Below are 7161 nucleotides of genomic sequence, written 5' to 3'. Positions count from 1 at the left end.
ATTCCGACTTTATCAGATTCATCTCGGCCGATTGAAATCGGCTTTGCGATCCTGTGGGAATCGATTGGCTCCTTCGAGAACCTGACCGGTTCTGCGGAGCGAGAGAGACTCTAGCCGTCGCGGTCGAGCCTGTCCAGCTCCACGCAACCGTTTAAATCTACCTCCCCACCTACCCCGTGTCAACAGGTTTGGCGGGCGAAGAGGACAGTAGCAGCTCGAAGGGGTCGGACGCACATCAGGCGGCGGTCGGCAGCTCCGCGCTGCGGTCGGCGGACGCCACGTCTCCGGACTCGCCGGCCCGGGCGGCGCGGCCGCCGAGCACGTACACGTACACGAGGAAGGCGGCCTCGGCGGCGATGCCGATGGCGATCCGGGCCCAGGTGGGCAGGCCGGACGGCGTCACGAAGCCCTCGATGACTCCGGCGACGAAGAGGACCAGGGCGAGGCCGATGGCCATGCCGATCGCGGCGCGGCCCTGCTGGGCCAGGGCCGCACGGCGGGAGTACGGGCCCGGGTCGATCAGGGTCCAGCCGAGGCGCAGGCCCGTACCGGCGGCGACGAAGACGGCCGTGAGCTCCAGCAGGCCGTGTGGGATGACCAGGCCGAGGAAGGTGTCGAGGCGGCCCGCGGACGACATGAGGCCGATACCGACGCCGAGGTTCAGCATGTTGATGAACAGGACCCACAGCACCGGGAAGCACAGGAAGGCGCCCAGGACCAGGCACAGGGCGGCCGCTCGGGCGTTGTTCGTCCAGACCTGGGCGGCGAAGGACGCTGCCGGGTGACTGGAGTAGTACGACTCGTACTCGCCGCCGGGGCGGGTCATCTGGCGCAGCTCCTCGGGGGCGGCGATCGCTGCCTGGACCTCGGGGTTCGCGCCGATCCACCAGCCGATGAGCGCGGCGACGAGTGTGGAGAGGACCGCCGTGGGAATCCACCAGTGCCGTGAGCGGTAGACGGCGGCGGGGAACCCGGTGGTGAGGAAGCGGGCGACGTCGCGCCAGGAGGCGCGGCGGGTGCCGGTGACGGCGGCTCGGGCGCGGGCGACGAGCTGGGTGAGCCGGGCGGTGAGCGCCGGGTCGGGGGCGGTGCTCTGGATGACGGAGAGATGGGTCGCGGTGCGCTGGTACAGCGCGACGAGCTCGTCCGCCTCGGCGCCGGTGAGGCGGCGGCCGCGGTTCAGGAGGTGGTCCAGGCGGTCCCACTCGGCGCGGTGGGCGGTGACGTAGACGTCGAGGTCCATGATCGGCTGATGCTCCAGTGCACGGGATGCGTACGGTTCGTACTACTGCGGCGCGCTGTCGGTCAGCTTGGCAGACTGGCGTGAGGAGCGGTCGGGCAAGGTCGAGAAGGGTGGACGGCGTGAGTCAGGTCGTGACGGGGGACGCTGTCGTCCTGGGGCTGCGGCCGGCCAGGTTGCCGAGCCGGGCGCTGGCGCTGCTGATCGATCTCGCGGTCGTGTGGACGGCGTACCTGCTGATATCCATCGGTCTCGCGTTCGCGACGGCGTCGCTCGACGAGGCGGCGCTGATGGCGGTGTCGGCGGCGTCCTTCGTGCTGGTGCTGATCGGCGGGCCGATCGCGGTGGAGACGCTGACGCATGGGCGGTCGCTGGGGAAGCTGGCGTGCGGGCTGCGGGTGGTGCGGGACGACGGAGGGCCGATCCGGTTCCGGCACGCGCTGGTGCGGGGGCTGATCGGGATGGTGGAGATCCTGCTGACCTTCGGGGTGATCGCCTGTATCGCCTCGCTGGTCTCGGCGCGGGGTCGGCGGGTCGGGGATGTGTTCGCGGGGACGCTGGTGGTGCGGGAGCGGGTGCCCGCTGGGCGTACGGCTCCGGTGCCTCCGCCGCCGCCGTGGCTGGTGGGGCGGTTCGCACAGCTTGACCTGTCGGCGGTGCCGGACGGGCTGTGGCTGGGCATCCGGCAGTACCTGACGCGGATGGGGCAGCTGGACCCGGAGGCGGGGCGGGCGCTGGCGGAGCGGCTGGCAGACGAGCTCGTGGCGTGTACGGGGACGCCTGCGCCGCCTGGTGTGCCCGCGGCGGCGTTCCTGGCGGGCGTGGTGCACGAGCGGCAGGCGCGGGAGGCGCGTCGGATGGCCGAGGCGGGGCTGGGTGCCGGTGGTGTGGCTGGCGTCGGCGGTGTGAGTGGTGCGGGCGCTGTTGTGGCTGGTGGGGCTTTTGGTGGTGCGGGGGTCACTGGGGGGTTTGTGTCTGGTGAGGGTTCGGTTTCCGGTGCGCCTGCTGGTGTGACCGGGTCGGCGGGTGGTGCCGGGGTGGACGTGCCGGGTGGCGCGGGGGCTGAGAAGAGGGCCGCCACGGGGTTCGCGCCTCCGGCCTAGGCGCTGGAGCGGCGCGTCCGCGTCAGGGGAAGACGGACGGCGGGGTCTGGAGGTCCTCAAGCTCGACGCCGGGGGCTGCGAGGACGACGTCGCCGGCGATGTGGACGGTGTGCGTCTCGCCCGTGTCGAGGGCGCTGACCTGGTATTCGTCCACGGTCAGGGGGCCGTTGTCAGTGGTGTGCGTTTCACTGTTCACCAGGGCCCAGGACTGGTCGACGGTGAGGGGGGCGAGGACCGGGTCCGTGAAGGAGACGAGGCGGACACGGGTCGAGCCGGATCGGGGGGTGAGGCGCAGAAGACGGGCGGTGGCCACCAGGAAGGCCGGGGAACCACCGGTGAAGGCGTGGGCGCGCACATTGCCTTCTGTGGCGTGGGAGCCGGTCGGGTCGGTGCGGACCCAGGTGACGCCGTCGAGGGCGGCGCCGCGTACCTGCCAGCCGCCCGCGTGGAGTTCGAGGCGGATGGGGCGGCCGAGCTCGTCGAGGGCGAGGTCCACGGAGCCGGCGTGGTCGCCGGAGGGGGTGGTGAGTTGCGAGACGTAGCGCCAGCCGGAGGGTCCGGGCGCGCAGTGGAAGTGTTCTTCGCCGAGGGGGGTGCGATCGTGCGGATCGTGGAGCGAATAGCGGCCTCGGGGCATGGGTCCTCGGGGTTCTGGTCGGGGTCTCGGCGTCGCCGTTGAGCGGTGGCCGGGCCGGCCGGGTACGGGGCAGGCCCCCGACACGGGGGTGCGGGGGCCTGCCTTTTGTACCTGTCGCCGGTGCGGCCGCGCGGGCGGTCGCGTGGGGCGGTCAGTAGCGGTAGTGGTCCGGCTTGTAGGGGCCTTCGACCTTGACGCCGATGTAGTCGGCCTGCTCCGGGCGCAGCGTGGTGAGCTTGACGCCGAGCGCGTCCAGGTGCAGGCGGGCGACCTTCTCGTCCAGGTGCTTGGGCAGGACGTACACGTCGGTCGGGTACTGCTCCGGCTTCGTGTAGAGCTCGATCTGGGCCAGGGTCTGGTCCGCGAACGAGTTGGACATCACGAAGGACGGGTGGCCCGTGGCGTTGCCCAGGTTCAGCAGGCGGCCCTCGGAGAGGACGATGATCTTCTTGCCGTCGGGGAAGGTCCAGGTGTGGACCTGCGGCTTGACCTCGTCCTTGACGATGCCGGGGATCTTGGCGAGGCCGGCCATGTCGATCTCGTTGTCGAAGTGGCCGATGTTGCCGACGATGGCCTGGTGCTTCATCTTGGCCATGTCCGAGGCCATGATGATGTCCTTGTTGCCGGTCGTGGTGATGAAGATGTCGGCGGTCTCGACGACCTCGTCGAGGGTGGTGACCTGGTAGCCGTCCATCGCGGCCTGGAGGGCGCAGATGGGGTCGATCTCGGTGACGATGACGCGGGCGCCCTGGCCGCGGAGGGACTCGGCGCAGCCCTTGCCGACGTCGCCGTAGCCGCAGACGACGGCGACCTTGCCGCCGATCAGGACATCGGTGGCGCGGTTGATGCCGTCGACGAGGGAGTGGCGGCAGCCGTACTTGTTGTCGAACTTCGACTTGGTGACGGCGTCGTTGACGTTGATCGCCGGGAAGAGGAGCGTGCCGTCGCGGTGCATCTCGTACAGGCGGTGGACGCCCGTGGTGGTCTCCTCGGTGACGCCACGGATCTCGGAGGCGAGGCGGGTCCACTTCTGCGGGTTCTCCGCGAGGGTGCGGTTGAGGAGGCGCAGGATGTGGGCGTACTCCTCGCTGTCCGCGGTGGACGGGTCCGGGGCCTGGCCGGCCTTCTCGAACTCGACGCCCTTGTGGACGAGGAGGGTGGCGTCACCGCCGTCGTCGAGGATCATGTTGGGGCCGCCGGTGGGGCTGTCCGGCCAGGTCAGCGCCTGCTCGGTGCACCACCAGTACTCCTCCAGCGTCTCGCCCTTCCAGGCGAAGACGGGGATGCCCTTGGGGTCGTCCGGGGTGCCCTCGGGGCCGACGGCGATGGCGGCGGCGGCGTGGTCCTGCGTGGAGAAGATGTTGCAGGAGGCCCAGCGGACGCGGGCGCCGAGGGCGACGAGGGTCTCGATGAGGACGGCGGTCTGCACCGTCATGTGCAGGGAGCCGGTGACGCGGGCGCCCGCCAGGGGCTGGGCGTCGGCGTACTCCTTGCGGATCGCCATCAGGCCGGGCATCTCGTGCTCGGCGAGGGTGATCTCCTTGCGGCCGAACTCGGCCAGGGAGAGGTCGGCGACCTTGAAGTCCTGTCGGTTGTCGACAGTGGTCATGTCGGGCTGCTCCTCGTTGTCGGGTTCGAGGTGGGTACGGCTGGCTCCGCGCCGGCGGACACAAGGATGCCCGGGCACGCGCGGTGCAGTCGTCGGAGGCCCTCTCTCCCTCGGCCGGTCCGTCGGGACCGCCCGACCGCCATCAGCAGCGACGTCTGGCTCGGTATTCGAATCTACACCGATCGGGTGCGCGGGCTTCAAGTCCGCCCGGCCGGTTCCGGTCGTCCGGGCGGGGCCGGGGGACGCCGAAGGCCCCGGCGGGGGGCCGGGGCCTTCGGGTGCCGGGTGGACCGGCGGGGTCATGCGGTGGTGCGGTGGTGGGTCAGCGGTTGGCGCGGAGGATGTCCGGCTCCAGGTAGATGACCCGGGCGATGGGGACGGCGGCGCGGATGCGGTCCTCGGCGGCGTCGATGGCGGCGGCGATCTCGCCGGCGGTCTCGTCGTGCTGGACGGCGATCTTGGCGGCGACGAGGAGTTCCTCGGGGCCGAGGTGGAGGGTGCGCATGTGGATGACGCCGGTGACGGTGGTGCCGTCGACGAGGGCTTCCTCGATCTTGCGGACCTCGGTGAGGCCGGCGGACTCGCCCAGGAGGAGCGACTTGGTCTCGGCGGCGAGGACGATGGCGATCAGGATGAGCAGGACGCCGATGCAGAGGGTGCCGATGCCGTCCCAGACGCCGTCGCCGGTGATGAGGGCGAGGCTGACGCCGGCGAGGGCGAGGATCAGGCCGACGAGGGCGCCGAGGTCCTCGAGGAGGACGACGGGCAGCTCGGGGGCCTTGGCGGTGCGGATGAAGTCCTTCCAGGAAGTCTTGCCGCGGACTTCGTTGGACTCCTTGATGGCGGTGCGGAAGGAGAACGTCTCGGCGATGATCGCGAAGATGAGGACGCCGACGGGCCAGTACCAGGCCGTGATCTCGTGCGGGTGCTTGATCTTCTCGTAGCCCTCGTACAGGGCGAACATGCCGCCGACGGAGAAGAGGACGATCGAGACGAGGAAGGCGTAGATGTACCGCTCGCGGCCGTAGCCGAAGGGGTGCTGGGGGGTGGCCTCGCGCTGCGCCTTCTTGCCGCCGAGGAGGAGGAGTCCCTGGTTACCCGAGTCGGCGAGGGAGTGCACCGATTCGGCGAGCATCGACGACGAGCCACTGAAGATGAACGCCACGAATTTACTCGCGGCGATCGCGAGGTTGGCGACGAGTGCCGCCACGATCGCCTTGGTTCCGCCTGACGCGCTCATGCGTGTCCTGTCCCTTTCGCTGGTCCCGCTGGTCCCGGTGGTTCGTGGGTTCGGCCGGTTCGGTTCGGCGGGACATTGTTGCAGGAGCCGGTGACGGGAGTGGGTCAGGCCACCACTGTGGCCCTGAAGAGGGTGCCGCTGCCCGATAGTTCGACGGCTTCTCCGGCCGGTACGAAGACGGAGTGGCCGGGGGTGAGGGTGAGGTCGCCGAGGCGAGGGGTGCCGGCGGTGGCGAGCAGGATCTGCGGGGTGGCGGCGGTGAGGTCGACGGCGGCGGCGCCTTCGGGGCGTACGTACCGGGAGAGGCGGAACTCGTCGATGGGGGTGTCGTACACCTCCTCGCCGGACGGGGAGGGTTCGGGGCGCAGGGTGCCGGGGTCGCCGGCCTCGAAGCGGACGACGCGCAGGAGTTCGGGTACGTCGATGTGCTTGGGGGTGAGACCGCAGCGCAGGACGTTGTCGGAGTTGGCCATGATCTCGACGCCGAGGCCGCTCAGGTAGGAGTGCGGGACGCCCGCGCCCAGGTACATGGCCTCGCCGGGCTGGAGCCGTACGTGGTTGAGGAGGAGCGCGGCGAGGACGCCGCGGTCGCCGGGGAAGTGGTGGGCGAGGGTGGCGTACGGGGCGTGGGCGCCGCCGAGGCGGGCGCAGGCGGCGGCGGTTTCCGCGACGGTGTCGGCGATGGCGTCGGGGGCGGCGGTGAGGATGGCGGTGAGGACCTCGCGGAAGGCGGCGTCCTCGGGGTGGGCGTGGAGGAGGTCCACGTACGGCTTGAGGGAGTCGACTTCGAGGGCGGCGAGGAGGTCGGCGGTCTCGGCGGGGGCGCGGAAGCCGCAGAAGCCTTCGAAGGGGGTGAGGGCGCAGATCAGTTCGGGCTTGTGGTGGGGGTCCCGGTAGTTGCGGTGCGGGGCGTCGATGGGGATTCCGGCGCGTTCCTCGGCGGCGTAACCGGCGCGGGCCTGGTCGGGGTCGGGGTGGACCTGGAGGGAGAGGGGGGCGCCGGCGGCGAGGATCTTGAGGAGGAACGGCAGTCGGGGGCCGAACCTGGCGACCGTGGCGGGGCCGAGCTCCTTGTCGGGGTCGGCGGCGATGACCTCGTTGAGGGGCAGTTCGCGGTCGCCTTCGGGGGTGGGGCGGGTGACGCGGGAGGGTGCGCCGGGGTGGGCGCCCATCCACATCTCGGCCTGGGGCTCGCCGGTGGGGGCGGTGCCGAGCAGTTCCGGGATGGCCGTCGTGGAGCCCCAGGCGTAGGGGCGGACGGTGGTGGAGAGGCGGTCCATGGGCGGTGGCTTTCCGTGTGCGGGGTGGTGGTCGCCGGTGGGTCGCGGGCGC

6 protein-coding genes are annotated in these 7161 nt (G+C 71.1%); 1 reads left to right on the top strand and 5 read right to left on the bottom strand.

Annotation, left to right across the window (positions count from 1 at the left end):
* Positions 1-235 precede the first annotated feature (235 nt).
* Positions 236-1243 carry a stage II sporulation protein M gene (locus J116_RS17550; protein ID WP_023588384.1) on the bottom strand — a complete coding sequence of 336 codons (1008 nt, stop codon included), beginning with the start codon at positions 1241-1243 and terminating at the stop codon, positions 236-238.
* Between the two features lie 119 nt (positions 1244-1362).
* Between J116_RS17550 and J116_RS17545 the strand changes: the two genes are divergently transcribed.
* Positions 1363-2343, top strand: a complete 981-nt coding sequence (locus J116_RS17545; protein ID WP_028964190.1) for an RDD family protein — start codon at positions 1363-1365, stop codon at positions 2341-2343.
* 22 nt (positions 2344-2365) lie between these two features.
* Here J116_RS17545 and J116_RS17540 read toward each other — a convergent pair whose 3' ends face one another.
* The 4 genes from J116_RS17540 to manA all read right to left on the bottom strand — a co-directional run bounded on the left by J116_RS17540 (position 2366) and on the right by manA (position 7109).
* Positions 2366-2980 carry a hypothetical protein gene (locus J116_RS17540; RefSeq protein ID WP_023588382.1) on the bottom strand — a complete coding sequence of 205 codons (615 nt, stop codon included), beginning with the start codon at positions 2978-2980 and terminating at the stop codon, positions 2366-2368.
* Positions 2981-3131: 151 nt separating this feature from the next.
* On the bottom strand, positions 3132-4589 hold the full coding sequence (ahcY, locus tag J116_RS17535; protein WP_023588381.1) for an adenosylhomocysteinase: 1458 nt from the start codon (positions 4587-4589) through the stop codon (positions 3132-3134).
* Between the two features lie 322 nt (positions 4590-4911).
* A complete protein-coding gene (locus J116_RS17530) occupies positions 4912-5829 on the bottom strand; it encodes a cation diffusion facilitator family transporter (RefSeq protein ID WP_023588380.1) in 918 nt (305 codons plus the stop codon).
* A 104-nt stretch (positions 5830-5933) separates the two neighbouring features.
* Complete coding sequence (gene manA, locus J116_RS17525) at positions 5934-7109, bottom strand: mannose-6-phosphate isomerase, class I (RefSeq protein ID WP_023588379.1); 1176 nt, start codon at positions 7107-7109, stop codon at positions 5934-5936.
* Positions 7110-7161 lie beyond the last annotated feature (52 nt).

The sequence above is a fragment of the Streptomyces thermolilacinus SPC6 genome (genome assembly GCF_000478605.2).
In the GTDB taxonomy this organism is placed as follows: Bacteria; Actinomycetota; Actinomycetes; order Streptomycetales; family Streptomycetaceae; genus Streptomyces; species Streptomyces thermolilacinus.
Note: the sequence above shows the minus strand (reverse complement) of the source record. Positions and strands in the feature narration are given on the sequence as shown.

Bases quoted from the DNA above. Each gene is read 5' to 3' on its own strand.
- J116_RS17540 (WP_023588382.1), bottom strand. From the start codon at position 2,980: ATGCCCCGAGGCCGCTATTCGCTCCACGATCCGCACGATCGCACCCCC.
- J116_RS17550 (WP_023588384.1), bottom strand. From the start codon at position 1,243: ATGGACCTCGACGTCTACGTCACCGCCCACCGCGCCGAGTGGGACCGC.
- ahcY (WP_023588381.1), bottom strand. From the start codon at position 4,589: ATGACCACTGTCGACAACCGACAGGACTTCAAGGTCGCCGACCTCTCC.
- manA (WP_023588379.1), bottom strand. From the start codon at position 7,109: ATGGACCGCCTCTCCACCACCGTCCGCCCCTACGCCTGGGGCTCCACG.
- J116_RS17530 (WP_023588380.1), bottom strand. From the start codon at position 5,829: ATGAGCGCGTCAGGCGGAACCAAGGCGATCGTGGCGGCACTCGTCGCC.